Annotated in this window: 24 protein-coding genes, 1 pseudogene and 2 riboswitches; of the genes and pseudogenes, 21 read left to right on the plus strand and 4 right to left on the minus strand. The window is 46.2% G+C overall.

The annotated features are described in order from the left end of the window. Window positions 1-173 precede the first annotated feature (173 nt). The 4 genes and pseudogenes from MMY81_RS24975 (at window position 174) to MMY81_RS24990 (ending at window position 2,708) form a co-directional block, all read left to right on the plus strand. Window positions 174-1,641: pseudogene (locus MMY81_RS24975) on the plus strand (catalase). Between the two features lie 169 nt (window positions 1,642-1,810). Beyond that, entirely contained in the window at window positions 1,811-2,014 is a 204-nt protein-coding gene (locus MMY81_RS24980) for a hypothetical protein (RefSeq protein ID WP_147419342.1), read from the plus strand. A 58-nt stretch (window positions 2,015-2,072) separates the two neighbouring features. Beyond that, on the plus strand, window positions 2,073-2,315 hold the full coding sequence (locus MMY81_RS24985) for a DUF2584 family protein (protein ID WP_120192787.1): 243 nt from the start codon (window positions 2,073-2,075) through the stop codon (window positions 2,313-2,315). Window positions 2,316-2,333: 18 nt separating this feature from the next. Beyond that, the gene (locus tag MMY81_RS24990; protein ID WP_252314950.1) at window positions 2,334-2,708 is read left to right on the plus strand and encodes a PH domain-containing protein; all 375 of its coding nucleotides are present in this window, start codon (window positions 2,334-2,336) and stop codon (window positions 2,706-2,708) included. Between the two features lie 30 nt (window positions 2,709-2,738). Here MMY81_RS24990 and MMY81_RS24995 read toward each other — a convergent pair whose 3' ends face one another. Next, entirely contained in the window at window positions 2,739-3,545 is an 807-nt protein-coding gene (locus MMY81_RS24995; protein WP_252314951.1) for a 2OG-Fe dioxygenase family protein, read from the minus strand. A gap of 251 nt (window positions 3,546-3,796) precedes the next feature. Here MMY81_RS24995 and MMY81_RS25000 point away from each other — a divergent pair, with 251 nt between their 5' ends. The 8 genes from MMY81_RS25000 to MMY81_RS25025 all read left to right on the plus strand — a co-directional run bounded on the left by MMY81_RS25000 (window position 3,797) and on the right by MMY81_RS25025 (window position 8,806). Further along, a complete protein-coding gene (locus MMY81_RS25000) occupies window positions 3,797-4,906 on the plus strand; it encodes an NADH:flavin oxidoreductase (RefSeq protein ID WP_252314952.1) in 1,110 nt (369 codons plus the stop codon). Between the two features lie 161 nt (window positions 4,907-5,067). Continuing rightward, window positions 5,068-5,286, plus strand: a complete 219-nt coding sequence (locus MMY81_RS34515; RefSeq protein WP_308215469.1) for a hypothetical protein — start codon at window positions 5,068-5,070, stop codon at window positions 5,284-5,286. Next, window positions 5,283-5,612, plus strand: a complete 330-nt coding sequence (locus tag MMY81_RS34520) for a toprim domain-containing protein (RefSeq protein ID WP_308215470.1) — start codon at window positions 5,283-5,285, stop codon at window positions 5,610-5,612. Before MMY81_RS34515 ends, MMY81_RS34520 begins: the two co-directional genes overlap by 4 nt. Beyond that, window positions 5,596-7,233, plus strand: a complete 1,638-nt coding sequence (locus MMY81_RS25005; protein ID WP_308215471.1) for a type IA DNA topoisomerase — start codon at window positions 5,596-5,598, stop codon at window positions 7,231-7,233. The genes MMY81_RS34520 and MMY81_RS25005 overlap by 17 nt, the downstream gene beginning before the upstream one ends. A gap of 60 nt (window positions 7,234-7,293) precedes the next feature. Then, complete coding sequence (locus MMY81_RS25010; RefSeq protein WP_252314953.1) at window positions 7,294-7,527, plus strand: hypothetical protein; 234 nt, start codon at window positions 7,294-7,296, stop codon at window positions 7,525-7,527. Window positions 7,528-7,557: 30 nt separating this feature from the next. Beyond that, a riboswitch (guanidine-I (ykkC/yxkD leader) is annotated at window positions 7,558-7,660 on the plus strand. A 59-nt stretch (window positions 7,661-7,719) separates the two neighbouring features. Next, window positions 7,720-8,055, plus strand: coding sequence for a DMT family transporter (locus tag MMY81_RS25015; protein WP_252314954.1), 336 nt, complete (start codon window positions 7,720-7,722; stop codon window positions 8,053-8,055). Then, window positions 8,055-8,372, plus strand: coding sequence for a DMT family transporter (locus MMY81_RS25020; protein WP_253076098.1), 318 nt, complete (start codon window positions 8,055-8,057; stop codon window positions 8,370-8,372). Before MMY81_RS25015 ends, MMY81_RS25020 begins: the two co-directional genes overlap by 1 nt. A gap of 107 nt (window positions 8,373-8,479) precedes the next feature. Then, window positions 8,480-8,806, plus strand: a complete 327-nt coding sequence (locus MMY81_RS25025; RefSeq protein ID WP_252314955.1) for a DUF1516 family protein — start codon at window positions 8,480-8,482, stop codon at window positions 8,804-8,806. A gap of 250 nt (window positions 8,807-9,056) precedes the next feature. Here the strand turns inward: MMY81_RS25025 and MMY81_RS25030 are convergent, their stop codons facing one another. Together MMY81_RS25030 and thiW are read right to left on the minus strand one after the other, a co-directional pair. Further along, window positions 9,057-10,370 carry an NCS2 family permease gene (locus tag MMY81_RS25030; RefSeq protein WP_252314956.1) on the minus strand — a complete coding sequence of 438 codons (1,314 nt, stop codon included), beginning with the start codon at window positions 10,368-10,370 and terminating at the stop codon, window positions 9,057-9,059. Window positions 10,371-10,458: 88 nt separating this feature from the next. After that, window positions 10,459-10,953, minus strand: coding sequence for an energy coupling factor transporter S component ThiW (gene thiW, locus MMY81_RS25035; protein ID WP_252314957.1), 495 nt, complete (start codon window positions 10,951-10,953; stop codon window positions 10,459-10,461). Between the two features lie 150 nt (window positions 10,954-11,103). On the opposite strand from thiW, the gene MMY81_RS25040 reads away from it, so the two are divergent. The 4 genes from MMY81_RS25040 to MMY81_RS25055 all read left to right on the plus strand — a co-directional run bounded on the left by MMY81_RS25040 (window position 11,104) and on the right by MMY81_RS25055 (window position 14,593). After that, window positions 11,104-11,652 carry a tyrosine-type recombinase/integrase gene (locus tag MMY81_RS25040; RefSeq protein ID WP_252314958.1) on the plus strand — a complete coding sequence of 183 codons (549 nt, stop codon included), beginning with the start codon at window positions 11,104-11,106 and terminating at the stop codon, window positions 11,650-11,652. 15 nt (window positions 11,653-11,667) lie between these two features. Next, window positions 11,668-13,146 carry a potassium/proton antiporter gene (locus MMY81_RS25045; protein ID WP_252314959.1) on the plus strand — a complete coding sequence of 493 codons (1,479 nt, stop codon included), beginning with the start codon at window positions 11,668-11,670 and terminating at the stop codon, window positions 13,144-13,146. Window positions 13,147-13,223: 77 nt separating this feature from the next. Then, a complete protein-coding gene (locus MMY81_RS25050) occupies window positions 13,224-14,123 on the plus strand; it encodes an AEC family transporter (RefSeq protein ID WP_252314960.1) in 900 nt (299 codons plus the stop codon). 71 nt (window positions 14,124-14,194) lie between these two features. Beyond that, window positions 14,195-14,593: a FixH family protein gene (locus MMY81_RS25055; RefSeq protein WP_252314961.1), complete on the plus strand. Its 399-nt coding sequence runs from the start codon at window positions 14,195-14,197 to the stop codon at window positions 14,591-14,593. Between the two features lie 57 nt (window positions 14,594-14,650). Here the strand turns inward: MMY81_RS25055 and MMY81_RS25060 are convergent, their stop codons facing one another. Further along, entirely contained in the window at window positions 14,651-14,863 is a 213-nt protein-coding gene (locus MMY81_RS25060) for a tautomerase family protein (RefSeq protein WP_120192771.1), read from the minus strand. 133 nt (window positions 14,864-14,996) lie between these two features. Continuing rightward, a riboswitch (TPP riboswitch) is annotated at window positions 14,997-15,104 on the plus strand. A gap of 52 nt (window positions 15,105-15,156) precedes the next feature. On the opposite strand from MMY81_RS25060, the gene MMY81_RS25065 reads away from it, so the two are divergent. From MMY81_RS25065 to MMY81_RS25085, 5 genes are read left to right on the plus strand one after another with little or no spacing between them, the layout of a single operon-like run. Beyond that, on the plus strand, window positions 15,157-15,762 hold the full coding sequence (locus MMY81_RS25065) for a thiamine phosphate synthase (protein ID WP_252314962.1): 606 nt from the start codon (window positions 15,157-15,159) through the stop codon (window positions 15,760-15,762). Continuing rightward, window positions 15,763-16,905 (plus strand): glycine oxidase ThiO, encoded by a 1,143-nt coding sequence (gene thiO / locus MMY81_RS25070; protein WP_252314963.1) that lies wholly within the window; start codon window positions 15,763-15,765, stop codon window positions 16,903-16,905. Continuing rightward, on the plus strand, window positions 16,889-17,092 hold the full coding sequence (gene thiS / locus MMY81_RS25075; RefSeq protein ID WP_252314964.1) for a sulfur carrier protein ThiS: 204 nt from the start codon (window positions 16,889-16,891) through the stop codon (window positions 17,090-17,092). The genes thiO and thiS overlap by 17 nt, the downstream gene beginning before the upstream one ends. Window positions 17,093-17,095: 3 nt before the next feature. After that, window positions 17,096-17,863, plus strand: coding sequence for a thiazole synthase (locus tag MMY81_RS25080; protein ID WP_252314965.1), 768 nt, complete (start codon window positions 17,096-17,098; stop codon window positions 17,861-17,863). Further along, on the plus strand, window positions 17,860-18,876 hold the full coding sequence (locus tag MMY81_RS25085) for a ThiF family adenylyltransferase (RefSeq protein ID WP_252314966.1): 1,017 nt from the start codon (window positions 17,860-17,862) through the stop codon (window positions 18,874-18,876). The genes MMY81_RS25080 and MMY81_RS25085 overlap by 4 nt, the downstream gene beginning before the upstream one ends. Window positions 18,877-18,935 lie beyond the last annotated feature (59 nt).

The raw sequence follows: 18,935 nt of genomic DNA on the forward strand, positions 1-18,935 counted from the left end.
AGGGTATATTATATATCTGGACATTTCTAGTAATAGTAATAACAAAAAGATAATCATTATCAGATTAAAATTAATACAAAGTATTGGAATTTTCTACACAGAATAAGGTAAAATACGAATCAGGTTATTTTTTAACCAGGAATTTAATTAAAGAATGGGAGGATTTTTTTTTTATGGCTGATCACAACAAATTAACGACGAACCAGGGAGTCCCTATTGGCGACAACCAGAACTCCCGTACCGCCGGACGCCGCGGTCCTGCACTACTCGAAGACTACCAGCTGGTAGAAAAACTAGCCCATTTTGACAGAGAAAGAATCCCTGAGCGTGTTGTTCATGCCAGAGGAGCAGGTGCTCATGGCGTGTTTAAAGTAAAAAACAGCATGAAGCGCTATACGAAAGCAGATTTTCTTCAGGAAGGTAAAGAAACGCCGGTATTTGCCCGTCTTTCTACGGTTATTCATGGCGGTCACTCTCCGGAGACACTCCGCGACCCGCGCGGCTTTTCTGTGAAATTCTATACCGAAGAAGGAAACTATGATTTTGTAGGAAACAACCTTCCGGTATTCTTTATCCGTGATGCCATTAAATTCCCGGACGTTATTCATTCGCTTAAGCCGGACCCGAAAACAAATAAACAGGACCCGGATCGTTACTGGGATTTCATGTCCTTAACACCGGAATCCACAAACATGATGATTCATTTGTTCACAGACGAGGGAATCCCGGCGAGCTTCCGCAATATCCGCGGTTCGAGTGTGCACGCATTCAAATGGATTAATGAATATGGCAATACCGTTTACGTGAAAAAGCGCTGGGTGCCGAAAGAAGGCATTAAAAACCTTTCCGCTGATCAGGCTACAGAAATCCAGGCTACAGAATTTCAGCATGCAACCGATGACTTGTACAATGCGATTGAAGAAGGAAACTTCCCGGAGTGGGATCTGTATGTACAGATTCTTGATCCAGCGGACATCGACAATTTTGATTTTGATCCGCTTGATGCCACGAAAGACTGGCTTGAGGAAGACATCCCTTATATCCACGTAGGAACGATGACGTTAAATAAAAACGTGGATAACTATTTTGCAGAAACAGAGCAGGTCAGCTTTAATCCTGGTGTTCTGGTACCTGGAATTCAGGCTTCTGAAGACAAAATGCTGCAGGGACGTATTTTCTCCTACTCTGATACGCAGCGTTACCGCGTAGGGGCGAACTATCTTTGATCTTCCAATCAACTGTCCGTTTGCCCAGAAAAATAACAACACTCGTGATGGTGCAATGCCGTTTGCGCAGCAGACGAGCCGTATCAACTACGAGCCGAACCGTTACGAAGAGGAGCCGGCAGAAGATCCAGCTTATATTGATTCTGAACAGCCTCTTCCTGGCGACAGCGCAGGCCGCAAGAAAATCGAAAAAGCGGACGACTTTGGACAGGCCGGCCGTATTTACAGAAGCTACGATCAGGAAACCAAAGATGCTCTATTGAGAAATTTAACAGATGATCTTGGTGACGTAGCGGAGGAAACTGTTCTTCGTATGGTATGCAACTTCTACCGTGCGGACGCAGATCTCGGACAGAAACTTGCCGATAAGTTAAATGTCGATATTTCTCCCTATGTCGGCCACTTGAATAAATAAGCGTAAGAAGCACCGCATTTGTCTGCGGTGCTTTTTTATTTGTGCCAAAAGAAAGGGATTGTGTTATTTAGCTGTTCTATGTGAAGATAATAAGGACAACTAGTAACGAAAAGGGGGAAAGGCGGCCCGGGATGCATCTGCTGATGCACAAGAGACGCCGCTGTTTATCATGAAGCAAATACTATCAATGTTTAATGCATGGGACTGGCTGTTTTTTGTCGTGGCTGCTTATATCCTAATTACGATGGATTACGGCAATCTGACATCGTTTAATATTATGATGCTGACGCTGATTGCTATTTCACTTACGCTCACGATCTCCACCAAATGGGCGCTCTGGAAAAATGGAGAAAAAGAAAATTCTTCTAAATAAGCGATTTGTTAAAAAATAAAATGATGCAAAAGAGCCGGATCAAAGGAGAAGAATAGATATGGGATTTAAAATGGAAATGAACTGGGAAATAATTACCCATAAGCAGGCCGAACGTTTGGATGAACGCAAGTTTGAGCTGATCAAAGACGGGTATCAAATGTACCCTATGGATACTGCGCTGCCGATTCATACGTACGAAGATAAAGAAGCTTTCGGGAAAGCGGTCATTGTAAAAGTGGAGTGGGGAAGCGGACGGACAACGATGTACTATGAACTGGTGTCGCTGACTTCCGTGAATTAAAGAAAAAGGAGGGTTATCATGGGATTATTTGACTCTTTAATGGGAAATGCGTCAGAAACCGATGTGCTGAAAGTAGAGCGTGAGCTGAGCGATTGGCTGATTAAAGGAGAACAGGTGGAGTATGCCTTCAAGCTCTACCGCGATATGATTATTTTCACAAACCGCCGTTTGATTCTGCTCGATAAGCAGGGGGTGACGGGGAAAAAAACGGAATATCATACGGTTCCCTATAAAAGCGTTTCGCACTACAGTGTAGAAACCGCCGGTACATTCGAGTTCGACAGTGAGCTGAAAATATGGATCAAAGGGCGCACAGAGCCTATTGAAAAGAGTTTCCGGAAAGATGACAATATATTTAAAGTACAGCTTGTACTGAGCTATTACGTGTTATAAAAAAACTGCCTCCAGGGGCAGTTTTTTTGTTTATACAAATATCATCTGATCAGTCAGGCCTTTCATGCTGCTTGTCTGCTCCGAATCTGAGACAACCGTTGGCTGAAAGTCTATAAGAATAGCAGAACGTTCTCCAGGCATATTCCGGTCCCCTTTTTCTACGGTTCCTACATAATGCGTCACAAGCGGATCATAGATACCGTAGGATTCAAGCGGATTCTCCAGATAAAAGGAAGTTGTTAATTCCCCGGGAGCGAGATTATCAGGCATTTGGCCGCGGTTGGCCGGAGTGGAAATAGCATTCATTGCTCCTTTCACATTGCGGCGGCGTATTAAATGGGCAAACGTGAACGGCTCACCATCCTGATGAAGGTTGTTGGGCGAAGATACGGCTGTTTCTCCTGCTTCATTGACGCATAGTTTCACAAAATGAATGCCGGCATGAACGGGCATTAATGCGTCTTCTTTCATCCAGAAGGTCTGCTTGAAATCAAAACGAATAATGTCTTCGAGCAGTGCATTGTACATCATTTCTTCAGGTAGAGCGGGAAAACGCCTGTATTCATCTGTATATTCCGGGTTAAAGCTTCCTTGAAAGTACTCGTAGTAGGAGTTGTCGTCAATTATTGTTTTTGGCAGCCATTCCAGCCGATGGGAGCCCGGCATAATAATAGCGCGGGCATACCGGCGGTACCGGTTAAGATGCGGGGCGTATTCATCCCGGGGAAGCTCATCGAAAACGGAAGTGATGGCTTCCAGATCCTGTTTATAATATGTTTTTGCTTTAAGTTCATCTAATGTATAGTATTCAAAGCCATTGTCTTTTAAGCGGCTCATAGTAGTTCATCCTCCATACCTCGGTTTAGCGATACAATCACGTTTTTTAGTCTACCATGTTTAAGCTTTTACGATAAGCAGGAGACATCATTTTCAGGAAGAAACCAAAACTGCTTCTCGGTCTGAAGCAGTGCATGCAAAACAGTGTACTTCCGAAAAACAGAAGCGTACAATACAATCTGTGCAATGACAGGCTTATTTACTTTATCCTGTAGGAATTTTTTTAATCAGAAAGGAATGTGGCATCACATATGAGCAGTCAAATGACAGAATCTAAATCAATAAACGCTTTATTCCAGCCATGGAGTATAAAAGATCTTCACATGAAAAACCGGACCGTGATGGCTCCGATGACGAGAAACTTTTCTCCGGAAGGTGTTCCAGACGAAAATGTTGTGTCCTATTACCGCCGCCGCGCAGAGAGTGAAGTAGGACTGATCGTAACGGAGGGAACCGGGATCAGTCATCCGGCCAGCCTCGATAACGAGAATATTCCCCGTTTTTACGGAGAAGATGCGCTGAACGGATGGAAAAAAGTCGTAGAAGCCGTACATGAAGCAGGCGGTAAAATCGTGCCGCAGCTATGGCATGTAGGAATGACGAGACCGTTGGATGACAGCAGCAAATCTGTGCCGCCGGTAGGACCTTCCGGCTTGAATCTTCACGGGGAAAGTGTCGTAGATCCGCTCTCTGACGATGAAATCGAATTAATTATCCAGGCTTATGCAGAAGCTGCTAAAGCGGCTAAAGATATTGGCTTTGATGGTATTGAAATCCACGGGGCCCACGGCTACCTGATTGATCAATTTTTCTGGGATGTAACGAACAAAAGAACAGATCAGTACGGAGGTAATGCTGTAGAGCGTACCCGTTTTGCTGCAGAAGTCATCAAAGCCTGCCGCAAAGCAGTAGGCGAGGACTTTCCTATTATCTTCCGCTTTTCCCAGTGGAAAATGACAGATTTTGAAGCAAAGCTGGCACAGACGCCGGATGAGCTTCGTGAATTTCTTGCACCGCTTACGGAAGCAGGCGTAGATGTATACCATTGTTCAACAAGAAGGTTCTGGGAGCCGGAATTTGAAGGTTCTTCATTAAATCTCGCCGGCTGGACGAAAGAACTGACAGGTCTTCCGGTCATAACCGTTGGTTCCATTGGCCTGAATGATGCCTTTACGGAAAGAACACATGCGGAAATGACAAGTATTGACCAGCTCGTAGAACGGCTCGAAGAGAACGAATTCGACCTGGTAGCGATTGGACGGCCGCTCTTGTCAGATCCAGCCTGGGTTCAAAAAGTAAAAGAAAATAATGCAGAAGCGATTGTTCCTTTTTCCAAAGAAGCGCTTAAAGAACTGTATTAATAAAAATAAAAGCCCGCTTGCTCCAGTAAGGAGACAGCGGGCTTTACTTATGGGGAAAATTAATAGCTGCTTTGCAGTCCGTGTCCGGTCGTCGTATAATGGAAAGAACATTTGTTCCGCAGCCAGTAAAGAAATTCTAACATAAAGGGGTAGACAGACTCATGCCAGTCATATTAGCAGAAAAACCGAGTCAGGCCAAAGCCTATGCCGAAGCTTTTCCAAAGGGTGGCAAAGGAGAAGGGTATATAAATATAGGAGCATGTGAGCAGTTTCCTAAAGGAGCCGTGCTTACCTGGGGCGTAGGGCATCTCGTTGAGCTCAAATCCCGGCAGAGTATGAACCGGCATGGAAACGCTGGAGCCTCGTGCAGCTTCCAATGATTCCAGAGAGGTTTGAATGGAAAACAGCTGCGAAAACGAGAAAACAGTTTCAAATCGTGCGTAAATTTCTGCAGACAGCTGATGAAATAATCATTGCTACCGACTGTGACCGCGAAGGAGAAAATATCGCACGCAGTATTATTGAAAAAGCAGGGGCGGCCCACAAACCTGCCAAACGACTTTGGATTAACAGCCTGGAAAAAAATGAAGTCATTAAGGGATTTCAGCAGCTCCGGGCAGGGGACGCTTATACGGCTCTTTATCAGGAAGCGCAGGCACGCCAGGTATCGGATTGGATGGTCGGCATGAATGCAAGCCGTCTGTAATACGCTGCTGCTTCAGCGGAAAGGCATTAAGTCCGTATTCAGCGTCGGTCGTGTGCAGACGCCCACATTAAAGCTGATCTATGACAGGCATATGGAAATTAAACGCTTTAAGCCGGAACCTTATTTTGATGTGGAGGGCACATTCAAAGCATCAACCGGAACGTACAAAGGAAAAGCGAAAGTCCGTCACAAAAAGGCGGCGGAAGCAGAAGCGCTTTTAAAAAAGCATGGAATTGGAAAAGAAGAAATAGGTGAAGTGACAGAAGTAAAAGTAAGCCGTAAAAAAATTAAGCCGCCGCTTCTCCATTCTTTATCAAGCCTGCAGACGACTATGAATAAAAAATATAAGCTCAGTCCGTCCCGTACGCTCGAAATTGCCCAGTCTCTCTACGATCAGCCGTTAAAGCTGATTACTTATCCGCGGACGGATTCCCATCATATTACAAACAATGAGTTTGCCTACATTAAAAGCAATTTAACCAAATACCAGGCGACCGCCGGGAAAGTATTTGAACCGGCGACTGATTATCCGGGCCGCCGGTTTGTGGACGGCAGTAAAGTAAAAGAACACTATGCGATTATTCCGACTAAAAAAATCCCGACTGAAGCGGCGCTGCAGAAGCTGACGGCGGATCAGCGCAAGGTGTACATGGAAATTGTCCAAAGCGCGATCGCCATGTTCCATCATGACTACGAATATGATGAAACAACGGTAACAACAAATGTAAAAGATCTTCTGTTTACGAGCAAAGGCAAAGTGGAGCGGGTGAAAGGCTGGAAGGAATGCTTTTCAGCAAAAGCTGCTCCTGCTAAAAAAGATCCGAACGCTCCTCCTGTCCTCCCTCCTTTAGAGAAGGGAATGGCGGTTGATGCAGCTGTTTCTGTTGAAGAAGGTACCACCAAGCCGCCTTCGCCGTACACGGAAGGTCAGCTGATCAACATGATGAAGACGTGCGGAAAGTGGATCGAAGAGGATGAAGAAGCTAAAACGGCGCTTCAGGAAGTGGAAGGGCTCGGCACAGAGGCAACCCGTAGCGGTATTATCAAAACATTGATCCGCCAGGAGTACATCAGCGTGCAGAAAAATATTGTGCACGTTACCCGCAAAGGCGAACTGCTTTGTGAGGCGGTGGAAGGCACGCTTCTGTCCAAGCCGGAGATGACGGCTAAATGGGAATTATTTTTGAAAAAAATTGGGGAAGGGGAGGCGCAGAAAGAGGCGTTTATCGAACAGACATCGGCATTTACGAGAGACCTCGTGGAAAAAGTGCCTCAGGCTGTAGATGCGCTTGCCGTGTCGGAAGCCGATAAAGAAGAGGGAAAAGGAAAAAAAGCGGCCAAATCCGAACCTATTGTGCTCTGTCCAACCTGTAAAGAAGGCTATATTATGAACCGGCGCAATTTTTATGGATGCACCAATTATTCTAATGGCTGCAAGCAGACGTTTCCAAAAACACTGCTCCGCAAAACGATTTCTCCGGCCCAGATTAAAAAACTATGCCAGTCCGGGGAGACGAACCTGATCAAAGGTTTTAAAGGGAAAACGCCGTTTGACGCGAAGCTGAAGCTCAACGAAGGCAAGGTAGAATTTGTATTTCCCGCAAAAGCAGATAAATCGTGAAACAAGGATTTCTCTCTTCGTATAGTAAGATAAGCAGTATGAGGAAGAGGAGGGATGAAAATGGGATTTGTTATCGCATCTATTCTGGTGGGAGCATTTATTTACGGCCTGTTTTATACGATCCGAAAGGGAAGCCTGCCTTCCTCTTCTAACGACTTTACTCCGTATGACGACATAACGATGGGCAGGAAACGTTCAGTGAATGACCATATTCAGGTGACGGAAGAAGATACGCGGCACCGTCCGGCCTACATGGAAAGCCTGCCGGATGACAGAAAAAGAGAAGACACTTGATTTTGAAGAATTTGTAAGCTATACTGGCATCAAATTGTTTTCTAGGGTTCCGCGGCACCGTGCCGGCCTGGTCCAAGAGAAAACACAGTATGTATATAGCATGCTGACACGGAGGGAAAAAAGCCCGGGAGATCTTCTAAACAGAAGATTAGCGCCCTGGGCTTTTTGTATGCGCGGAAAAGGAGGTTTCTTATGAATAAAGACTGGATCAAAATTGTGACGGCCGCCTTGTTTGAAATAGGGTGGGTCATTGGATTAAAGCATGCCTCCGGGTTCGTGGAGTGGGGTGCTACGATTCTGGCAATTGCAGCAAGCTTTTATCTGCTCGTGACAGGAAGCCGTTATCTACCCGTCGGCACGGCGTATGCTGTGTTTGTCGGGCTTGGAACGACTGGGACGGTTATTGCCGAAATTGTATTATTCGGGGAGCCGTTTTTATGGAGTAAAATTATCTTCATTCTGCTTCTGCTATCTGGTGTGGTTGGTTTGAAGCTGGTGACAGATGAGAAAAAGGAGGCGGAAGCATAATGGCCTGGGTGGCTCTTATTTTTGCCGGTCTTTTTGAAATGCTTGGAGTAACAATGATTAATAAGCTGCATCATGACCGGTCGGTGCCGGCCTTTCTCGGTATTGTCGGAGGGTTTGGCGTTAGTTTTATTTTATTGAGCGTGGCGATGCAGACTCTTCCGATGGGGACGGCCTATGCTGTCTGGACAGGAATCGGTGCTGCCGGAGGAGCTGTGATGGGGATGCTGTTTTATAAAGAATCGGCGGACTGGAAACGAATCATCTGTATCGGCGTTATTATTGCCTCTGCTGTTGGATTAAAGCTCGTGCAGGGATAAAGTTATAGAATTTCCGGACCGGATGTTGCACTGGCGCCGCCGCTTCTTTATATTGAAAGGAGTGCGGTATGTGCAAACCGCGAATCTGCACGTAAGGAGTGAGAGATATGTTATATATTCTTTATCAGGCACACGCAGGAGCATGGGCATTCTTGTTCATATTCTTCCTGTTAAGCTACTTTCTGCCAAAGCTGAAGGCTATGATGATGATCGAGCGGCTTTTCGTTGTCATTATGCTGGTTTCCGGTATAGGAATGGTCATCGGCTATGGTTTCCCGCTGCTCTACATTTTCAAAGGTGTTCTTGCGATTGCCTTGATTGCCGTAATGGAGATTCTTATAGGGCGCAGAAAGCGCGGACAGTCGCAGGGTGTGTTTTGGATCGCCTGTATTCTGTTATCAGCAGCTGTTCTTATTATGGGATTTGTGTATTAATCAAAAAGAAAGCAGCCCGGATAATGTTCCGGTCTGCTTTTTTTATAGTTGAAAAAGATTATTATTTCAGCGGAAGCGGGCTTCCTTGCAGCCTTTCCAGAATACAACACAGGTGGCAGGAGACCTCGCTTTTCTTTGTCCAGGTTGAGCCGCCTATTCCTCGAGCGTTCTTTCCTTTCGTCAGCGGAAGCGGGCTTCCTTGCAGCCTTTCCAGAATATAACGCAGGTGGCAGGAGACCTCGCTTTTCTTTTAATGCGGGAGGTAGATCAGCTGGAAAATAAATAGAACAGCAAAGATATACACGAGTGGGTGTACCGTTTTTCCTTTTCCGCGTACTACTTTCAGCAGCGGGTGGGAAATAAAGCCAAACGCTATGCCTGTGGCGATACTTGAAGTAAGCGGCATACTTAATATAACAAGAAAAGCTGGAAACGCTTCGTCAAACTCATCCCACTTAATATGAGCGACGCTTCCAAGCATCAGGCTCCCTACAATAATAAGGACAGGCGAAGTGATGGCTGGAATGCCGGATACGGCATTCACAACAGGAGCCAGAAACATCGTCAGGATAAACAAAAGAGCTACTGCAACCGTTGTAAGGCCGGTCCTTCCGCCGGCCGCTACCCCGGAGGACGATTCAATATAGGCGCTGGTCGGGCTTGTACCGAAAATGGACCCGACTGTTTTGGCAACGGCATCTGACAGCAGTGCCTGGCGAACGCGGGGCATTTTATTATTTTTAATCAGGCCAGCCTGTTCCGCTACGCCGATCATTGTACCGGTCGTATCGAAAATGGTGACTAACAGAAAAGAAAACACTACGGCATAGAGGCCGTAGCTGATTACATCAGCAAAAGCATCCAAAGGGGAGCCGAAAATAAACCATTCCGGACTTGGCGGAGCAGCAGCCACGCCTCCTTCAAAAGATAACGCTCCCGTGAAGTAGGCAATGATGCCGGTAACAACCATTCCGATAAACAAGGCGCTGTTTATTCTAAGCGCCATCAGCGTAATCATAACAGCGAGCCCGGTCAGGGTCAGCAGTACAGGCGCCGACTGAAGATCTCCCAGGGCGACGAGGTTTTCCGGGTGAGCAACGATAATGCCGCTCATGCGAAAACCGATAAAGGCGATGAACAGGCCGATACCAGCTGTAATTCCATATTTTAAGTTAGAAGGAATCGCTTCAATTAATTTTTCCCGAAAAGGCGTGAGCGATAGAATAATGAAAATAATCCCCGAAACAAACACCGCACCGAACGCTACTTCATAGCCTATCTGATCATTACCTCCCACTACGGAATAGGCAAAATACGCATTGAGTCCCATTCCCGGGGCTACCGCGATCGGGTAGTTGGCAAAAACAGCCATCCAGAGCGTGCCGACTACTGTAGCAATAATAGTAGCCATAAACACAGCTTCAAACGGAACGCCGGCATCTGCCAGAATGACGGGATTTACAACCACAATATAGGCCATAGTCAAAAAAGTCGTGATGCCTGCCAGCAGTTCGGTTCTTATATTGGTATTGTGCTCACTGAGCTTAAACCATCGATTAAGCATGAAAAAACCACCTTATATACGAAATATGTAACATTCCCTGTTATATATTATTCGTATATGAGGTGATTTGCAACTATAGAATCTATTCTTATTTCTGAAACCGTTCAAGCACTTTCCGGCGCTCAAAAGCCCGCAGAAGCAGATAAGCCAGCGCCCCTCCAACCAGGGCACTGAGGATAAACGAAGGAACAAAAGCAAATAAGGCAGTTGCTTCGCCAAACACCAGCCGAGCAAGCGGATATGTGAGCAGGGCGCCGATTAGACCGGTGCCGATTACTTCTGCCCCGGCAGTGAATGAAAGTTTTTTCGTGCGCTGATAGACGATACCGGCAAGAAAAGCTCCGATCATGCTGCCGGGAAAGGCAAAAACGGAGCCGGTCCCGAAAATATTCCGCAGAAAAGAAGTACCAAATGCCTGGGCCAGAGCATACCAGGGTCCAAGCAGTACAGCGCTTATCACATTAATAAAATGCTGCACCGGAAAAATTCGTGCAAATCCAATCGGGATCGAAACAAAAGGGCTGGTTACCGTGCCGACAGCAATTAACACAGCGGTATATGTAAGTTTCTTTGTTTTATTCATCCAGGTACCTCCTTTCTTTTTATTTTACATCGTTTAGCGGAAAAAGTAGAAGCCAAGGCTGATTTTTTTTATTTTACATACATTATGATAAGGTGTAAGTAACATAATAATAATCTTGATGGTGGTTATGACACATAAAAGAGGTGAATCGTGGAATTTGTTAAGCCTATTGTCAGCATTGAAACCATAGAGGCCTTGAAAGCTGCCTTAAAAAAACATTCGGCCCGTGACTATCTGCTTTTTGTATTTGCTATTAATACAGGACTCCGGATAAGCGAAATGCTGAAAATTGAAGTAAGCGATATAGTGGAAAATGGGAACACACCAATACGTTTTCTGTCTATCGGCAAAGAAGAAATATTCATAAATGACAGCATCCACCATGCGCTTCATTATTATTTTTCCACATCCGGTACAACCGGAAATCAGACGTATTTGTTTCAATCCTCCCGTCTGGAAAAACCAATCACAAGACAGCAGACGTACCGTATTCTGACACAGGCGGCAAAAGAAGCCGGGGTGGAGGGGACAATTGGTCCGCATACCCTGCGGAAAACATTCGGCTATCACGCTTATCATAAAGGAATTGCGGTTTCTCTTATTCAAAAACGATTCCACCATGCAAGTCCGGCTGAAACAAGAAAATATATAGGTATTGAAAAAAATGAAGTAATTCCTAAAGTGGATGTCAATTTATAAAAAAGGAGACCATCTATGATTTCAGCAAGCTTTAGCACAGACAGTTTTATACTGCTGGGGGCGCTGCTTCTTATTATTGGGGTGGTAGTTACCAAATTCTCATCTAAATTGGGTATGCCTTCCCTGATTTTATTTATTCTAGTCGGTATGGTTATGGGAAGTGACGGTCTCGGCATTATTTTCTTCGACAATGTGGAATACGCGCAGCTGATCGGTATCATTGCACTTGTTATTATTCTGTTTGAGGGCGGATCGCAGACGGAGTGGCCTACTATAAAGAAAGTTCTCGGGCCCTCGTTGTCGCTCGCTACTGCAGGTGTGATCCTGACCTCGGCTATCGTCGGCGTAGCTGCCAAGCTGATAGTCGATCTTTCCTGGACAGAGGCATTTCTGCTTGGTTCCATTGTTGGATCTACCGATGCGGCTGCTGTTTTTGCTGCATTAAAAGAACGCAACATCAAAACCAAAATAGGAGCGACGCTTGAAGCGGAATCGGGAACGAACGATCCGATGGCTGTTTTTTTAACCGTAGCCTTTATTGAATTGGTCGTCCTCGAAGAGCCAAGCTATCTGCTTTTGATAGGATCATTTTTCTGGCAGATGGGCCTGGGCCTTGTTATTGGATTAGTACTAGGAAAAATAGCGTCGCTTTCGATTAACCGTATTAACCTGGATTCGAGTGGACTTTATCCGATTTTTGCTATTTCTTTTGCCCTGCTTACATACGGTCTGGCCGCATTTGCAGGAGCCAGCGGCCTTCTTGCGGTTTACGTGGCTGCCTTAATCGTGGGTAATTCCGAACTGACCTACCGTCATTCTATTTTCCGGTTTAATGAAGGAATGGCCTGGATGGCGCAGATTACGATGTTTATTATCCTGGGACTGCTTGCCTTTCCGGAACAGCTTTTAAGTCCTCCTATTGTTATTGCCGGCCTGCTTCTTTCCGCCACGCTTATGCTGGTGGCAAGACCTGCAGCGACCTTTATTTCGACTATCGGCACGTCGTATAGTTTTAAAGAAAAGATATTTATCTCCTGGGCGGGGCTGCGCGGGGCGGTTCCAATCGTACTTGCTACGTTTCCGATCGTGGCCGGTGTGGAATCCGGCGGCCTGCTGTTTAATATTGTTTTCTTTATTGTGCTTACGTCCGCCTTGATTCAAGGATCGAGTATTTCGTATTTAGCCAAAAAGCTGAACCTTTCCGGTCCTAAAAAAGAAGTGCCGTCCCATTCGATTGAGCTGATATCGATTGGCAAGGCCAACGCGGAAATTATTGAGTTCCAGACGGATCAGAATACCCCTATTTTAGGGAAAACCCTGCAGGAAATTACCTTTCCGGACAGCGTTTTGATCAGTGCGATCGTACGCAATGAAGATCTGGTTACGCCTTATGGGGAAACGGTGATCCAGGAAGAGGATTTTCTTTATATTCTTGTCTCCCGTTCTGAGAAAAAGCAGCTTAAGCAGATGTTAAAAGGAAAGCCGAATCGATAAGAATAAAATATGATAAACTAATAAAGCGGGGCCTGCACAGGTCCCGCTTTACTTGTTATTTTAGAAAGGATGAGTATATGGGCGTTTTAATCAGTACGCTTATTCCTATAGGATTAATTTTTCTTTCAGGATTTCTGCTGCAGAAAAAACAGCTGCTCGATGTCCGTTCTGTATCAGGTGTGGCTTTATACATATTGACGCCTGCTCTGGTATTCCGGACATTTTATACGACAGAGCCTGACTATGATGTATTTCTGATTGTGTTGTTTGCTGTGATTTTTTTAATTGTAATGCTTTTATTAAATAAGCTGCTGACCTGGGTATTGCGCTGGGATGCTCCCACAGAAAGCGGAATGACCCTGTCCACCTCGTTTATGAATGCCGGAAACTATGGAGCGCCGCTTATATTGTTTGCTTTTGGAGAGCAGGCATTTGCCTACGCTGTTATCTTTATGGTGATTCAGTCCTTTTTTATGAGCACGATAGGAGTGTATATTGCAAACCGGAGCAATATGACAGGAGCGGACGCTCTTCGCGTCGTATTAAAAATGCCTGCTTTTTTTGCCCTGCTTTTAGGTATTTTGTTTCAATGGCTTCAGGTAACGATCCCTCCGACTTATTTTGACAGCATCAGCATGCTTGGAGAAGCCTCGATTCCCGTTGTTATGGTGGTACTTGGGATGCAACTGGCTAAAATTTCACTGGCTTCGCTCGAATGGAAGCTTATCAGCATTGGCACCGCCGTAAGGCTTGTAGTTTCACCGGTCATTGCCTGGGGACTAACCGAACTGCTGCAGACAAATGATCTTTTAAGTACCGTACTGATAGTGGCAGTGGCAATGCCGACCGCGGCCACAATTGCGATGATTTCGGTAGAGTTTCATTCGAGCCCCGATCTGGTTTCGAGTATTACGCTGCTCACTACGATTCTAAGCGTTCCTTCCCTCTGGATACTGTTATTAATAATTGGTACTTGAGGGGGTAACAAAGAAAGCGCACTCACGATATAATGAAAGATGCAGAGCGAAAAAGAGAAGGGAGCTTTTTTATGAAAAAATGGGCAGCAGGAAGCACAGCTTTTATGCTTCTTTTGTTAAGTGCATGCGGCGGTTCCGGGGAATCAGAAGCCGAAAGCGAACCTCCAAGCACCGAACCTATTGAAGTAGCCATACATACGGATGAAACAGTGGAGGCTGGAGAAACGGTTCAGGTTGAAGCTCAGGTAGAGCAGGAAGGAGAAGCGGTAGAGGATGCGAACGAGGTTTTATTTGAAATATGGAGAGAAGGGGAGCAGGAAACGGGAGAGCAGATAGAAGGAGAGCACAAAAGCAGCGGAGAATACACGCAGGAGTATACGTTCGAAGAAAGCGGCACTTATTTTATTACAGCACACGTGACAGCCCGTAATATGCACAGCATGCCGACAGAGGAACTCGAAGTAGAGTAAAGAAATGGGAGGGCAGCAGACGCCCTCCCTGTTTTTAAATTAGTTATGCTGTTTGAATTAGAGCGTGTCTTTCTTGCGGATTTCCGAAACGGATTTAGCTCCAATGCCCCAGTTATCGGTTTCCACTTCATCAATCACAACGACGGTCGTCTGCGGATTTTTTCCGAGAACATCCTGAAGCAGTTTTGTCGCGCCTTCAATAAGCTGCTGCTTTTGTTCCGGCGTAGCGGGCTTTTGTTCCTTCGTAATTTTAATATTTACAAATGGCATGATGTATCTCTCCTTTTAATTAACGTATGCATTTAGTATAAAGCTTTCTTCGAGTTTAAACAGTAGTTACTTTATGTTGATTGACAATTCAAACAATGATAGCTTACGATAAACACTAGAACCAATTTAATAGTGTTACCACTAGGGGTGCCTTTTAAAAGGGCTGAGATTGAAGTGATACTTCGGGACTCTTTGAACCTGATCTGGATATACCAGCGGAGGGAAGTGGCTTGTCCTGCTTCTCTCAGCAGAAACCAACAGCCGTCTTCCCTCAGGGGAAGGCGGCTTTTTTAATGAATATACAACGAAACGAACTGCATGCGGTGTCGACAGGCCGGCAGACATTGGAAGAGTGGATGCACATTTCTAAAAAAATCAAAAAATACACGGATTGTTTTCACGTTCGGGAGCCCCTCTGGTCTCTTGAAGAGTTACGAACCGCCATTGAATTTCTGCAGAAAGAAGGGGTGCCGCCGGAGCAGATCCGCTTGAATATACCCGAAGAAAAAAGAAGCTGTTTCAGCGGAACCGGTTTTCATTTGAAAGAAGCTGCTGCACAAAAGCCGGAACAAAGCCTCATGACCGGCTGGTCTGTTCACAGCATAGAAGCTGCCCGTGAAAAAGAAAAGGCCGGCGCGGACTATTTGTTTTTTGGGCATGTATTTTCAACAGGTAGTAAACAAGGCCTTCAACCGCGGGGGCTTCAGCAGCTTTCGATTATCGCCCGAGAGTCACAGCTGCCGGTAATAGCCATCGGCGGAATTACGCCTGAACAGGTGAAAGACTGCATTCGCTCCGGTGCTGCAGGGGTTGCAATGCTGTCGGGTCTTTATGAAGCAGCAGATCCGGAGCGGCAGGCCTGCGCCTATTTTACGAAACTCAACAAGGAGGGAAAATAAATGATTTCCTATCATACCGTAGTGATCGGCGGCGGTATTAATGGCTGTTCAACTGCCTTTCATCTCGCAGAAAAAGGAAAACGGGTGCTTCTTTTGGAACGAAACACGATCGGCAGCGAGGCCTCCAGCGCCGCTGCCGGTATGCTCGGTGCCCAGGTGGAGATTAATAGTAAAGGTGCTTTTTTTGATTTTGCAAGAGCGAGCCGTGCGATGTACGACGAGCTGGTACCTAAACTGGAATCCTATTCGAATGTACAGGTGGACTATATCAAAAACGGAATGCTTAAAACGGCTCATACGGATGAAGAAACAACCCACCTGCTTGAGGTGCTCTCGTTTCAGCAGAAAGCAGGCGAAAAAGTCAGCTGGCTGACCCGGGAGGACCTGCAGAAAAAAGAACCAGACCTTAAAGATGAGACCTTTCAAGGTGCTCTTTATATGCCGGAGGACGGCCAGGTGATGGCTCCATATCTAACGCACGCCTATGCCCAAAGTGCTGTTCATTTAGGTGCAGAAATAATGGAGCATACCTCCGTTTCTTCTATTAAGAAGAAATCAGGGGGATATAAAGTGACTTCAGAACAGATAACAGTTGAAGCGGAGCATGTAGTGATGGCAGGAGGAGCCTGGACAGACCTGCTGGAAGGTGATATTGCCGTCATGCCGGAAATGATTCCCGTTAAAGGAGATATTTTATCGATCCGCCCAAAAAAACAGCTCTTTACGTCAACGATCCACGCTCCAGACGTGTATCTTGTGCCGAAGAAAAACGGCACGGTTACTATCGGGGCAACCGAGCATCCGGGAAGTATGGAAAAGCAGGTATACGCCGGTTCCATTCATGACCTGTTGAAAAGCGCATTCGTGCTGGTACCGGGTCTTGCCGGGGCGGAATTCAATCAGGCATGGAGCGGTATCAGGCCGCAGTCTGCAGATGGACTACCTTATCTTGGTTCGATAGACAATCAAGGTCTCTGGATGGCAGCCGGGCATTACCGGAACGGTATCCTGCTTTCAGCGGGTACAGGAGTCTGGCTTGCCCGAACCATTTGTGGAGAGACAATAAATCAGGAATGGGAGAGGGCGTTTTCTCCCCATCGAAAACAAACAAAGGAAGGTGTTTCCAGTGAAGCTTATCATTAATGGAGAAGAACAGCAGATACCGGAGATGGTGGAATCTGTCGAGCAGCTGCTTGCTCATTTTAACGTTGGACACAAAAAATCTGTTGTAGAAAAAAACGGGGAAATTTTGACTAAACCTGAACAGAAAGAATCGCTGCTGAACGAAAACGACAGGTTGGAAATTGTTCATTTTGTAGGAGGAGGATGAGAGATGCTGAATATTGGAGGATTTTCTTTAGCATCACGATTATTTCTAGGCACGGGGAAATACAAAACAGCTGAGGTGCAGAAACAGGCGGTGGAAGCGTCAGAGACGGAAGTGCTGACATTTGCCGTCAGGCGGATGAATATCTTCGACAGCTCGCAGCCGGATCCTTTCGAAGATATGGACCTTAAAGGGTACAGGCTGCTTCCCAATACGGCCGGCGCAAAGACGGCTGAAGAAGCCGTGAGAATAGCAAGAATGGCAGATGCAGCCGGCATGTGCGATATGATTAAAGTGGAAGTGATCGGATGTGATAAAACCCTGCTGCCGGATCCTGTAGAAACGCTGAAGGCCTCCGAACAGCTTTTGAAGGAAGGCTTTACTGTACTCACATATACTTCAGATGACGTGGTACTCGCAAGAAAGCTTCAGGAGCTGGGCATTCACGCGATCATGCCGGGCGCATCGCCTATCGGTACCGGACTGGGGATCGTCAATCCTTACAATCTAGCCCATATTATAGAACAGGCGGTTGTCCCTGTTATCGTAGACGCGGGCATCGGCAGTCCTAAAGATGCGTCCTATGCAATGGAGCTCGGAGCAGACGGTGTGCTGTTGAATACAGCTGTGGCAGGAGCTGATCAGCCGGTGAAAATGGCAGAAGCGATGAAACTGGCCGTTCAGGCAGGAAAGCTTGGACATGAAGCCGGGCGTACAGAAAAGAAATTCTATGCACAGGCAAGCAGTCCCACGGAAGGAATGAGCCAGCTGTGAACGACGGTCGTTATTCCCGTCAGGAGCTGTTCGCGCCCATTGAAAAAAAGGGTCAGCAGTCCATTGAACAAAAACATGCCATTATTATCGGTGCGGGCGCTTTAGGAAGCAGTATGGCTGAAACGCTTGTCAGGGCAGGGATCGGAGCGGTTTCTATTGTAGACCGGGATTATGTGGAGCACAGCAATTTAAACCGTCAGCAGCTGTATACCGAATTGGATGCAGACAACTCTATCCCAAAAGCCGCTGCGGCAGAAGCACGACTCCGCGATATTAATCGGTATGCCGATATAAAAGCTGTTGTAGGCGAAGTGGATCCATCCCTTTTGGAATCCTTTCTGCCTGCAGATATTATTATTGATGCACTTGATAACTTTGAAACCCGTATGCTGGTAAACGATTTTGCCTGTCGTCATCAGATTCCTTTTATATATGGTGCCTGTGTAGGAAGCTATGGACTCACCTATACCATTCTTCCCGGGGACACCCCCTGCCTGCACTGTCTGGTGGAGGATATTCCAATGGACGGGGAGACGTGTGATACGGCCGGCATTATTGCGCCGGCTGTGCAGATGGTCAGTGCCCACCAGGCTGCAGAGGCTTTAAAATTATTAAGCGGAAACGAGAAAGATCTGCGGCGGACGCTGCTTTCTTTTGATGTCTGGAAAAATGAACACCGTACGATGAATCTGGACAAATTAAAAAAACAGGACTGTACTTCCTGCGGAACGAAAGCTGATTACCCTTATCTGCAGTGGGAATCCGGGTCTTCGCTGGAAACGCTGTGCGGTCGGGATGCCGTACAAATCCGGCCGGCAAAAACGGCAGAAGCCTCGTTGGGTCGTCTTAAAGAACAGCACGAACATTTAGTACGAAAATCCAATTCCCATCTGCTTGTACTGGAATGGGAAGAAAAAAGAATCGTTTTGTTTGCAGACGGCCGTGCCATTATTCACGGAGAAACGGATAAGGCGAATGCACGGAAAATTTATCATCAGATTGTGGGCGGATAAAAGAAAGTTTTAAATTTTTCGTTTCGGGGAACACTCATCTGAGAAGGGAGAGATAAACA

The sequence above is a fragment of the Sinobaca sp. H24 genome (assembly GCF_023845525.1).